At 33.6% G+C, this 1,160-nt stretch carries 1 protein-coding gene; it reads right to left on the minus strand.

Annotated elements, in window-relative coordinates; genetic code table 11:
- Positions 1 to 13 precede the first annotated feature (13 nt).
- The coding region (locus tag JCM15548_RS20530) for an SH3 domain-containing protein (protein WP_227626089.1) at positions 14 to 1,160 on the minus strand (1,147 nt) is incomplete at its 5' end.

The following is a 1,160-nucleotide window of genomic DNA, read 5'->3' on the forward strand; positions in this document are numbered from 1 at the left end:
TTATAGCCCGTTTCTATTCATTTTCCTTAATAAATTCTATCAGTCTGTCTTCTATGTAATCAAATTCCGAATCAGGTACGTTACACCTACCTTTCAATGACTCATACTTTATTGTTATTTTCTCAATTGCGTTCTCATCAAAGTAATACTCGAATGCTGCTAAATCAATCCATTTGTTGTAGTTGTCTGAATATTCTTTCTTAGACTTCAGGCTTATAAATTCACAGGGGTATTTATCCATGAATTGTTGACATTGAGTTCCAATTGATTCTGCCAATGCTCCATCAGCAATTCTTAAAGCACTATTGAAAGTATGAATATAAAAAGGTCTTGTAACAGAATTATTTGTCAACAAACTATCAAGTATTGAAAATGTCAAAGCATCATCCATAAGTCCAAGTTGACCTTGATAAAACATTTTGCTGTAGGTGTCAATTTGTGGATGGTTCAGGTAGAAGGTTATTGATTTCCCGTTTATTGAGGAAGTAAACCATATGTTAGATGTTCCCTTATGTTTGTCAGGCCTGTTAAAATCTGGAATAGAATCAATAAAAGATTTGATGTTTTTAAGTTCTATCCCAATATTATTGGCGGCTCTTTTCAACGCATCTGCAATTCTATAAGCCTCAGAACAAGTTGAATTAACGCTTATCAACCGAGAATAAATCAATTGTAAGTCAAGCAAGTCGTGAATTGGTGATTCATATTCTGAAATAAGGAACACTTGAATTTCTTTTCTCTGTTCACAAAATGAGGTTAAAGCAGCTAAAGGATAATCTTGTGTGAGTAAAAATAATTTTTCGTTAAACCCTTCTCCTAATTCGACATTATTCCTGTCAGTCGAATAAAAAGCATGGAAGAATTGACCTATCTCAGCTTTCACCCTATCAAAATCTTTAATCCTGGACCTATGCATAAATCCTGTCCGGAATTTAAAACTAACTTTCCACCAATCAGAGCTAATGTCAGGGTAGAAATCAAATTCTTGTCCCTTTAATATAATTCCTATAATATCAGATTCGTCAGATGGTTCAAGTCTTAGATTTGAATATCCATCAGAATCATTGATGTATCCTAATTCCTGTGATTTTATCGGAATCAGCCCCATCAAGCAGATTAATATGATTAGTTGCAGTGTCTTCATAAATGGGCTATAACGT

Source organism: Geofilum rubicundum JCM 15548 (assembly GCF_000974365.1).
Taxonomy (GTDB): domain Bacteria; phylum Bacteroidota; class Bacteroidia; order Bacteroidales; family Marinilabiliaceae; genus Geofilum; species Geofilum rubicundum.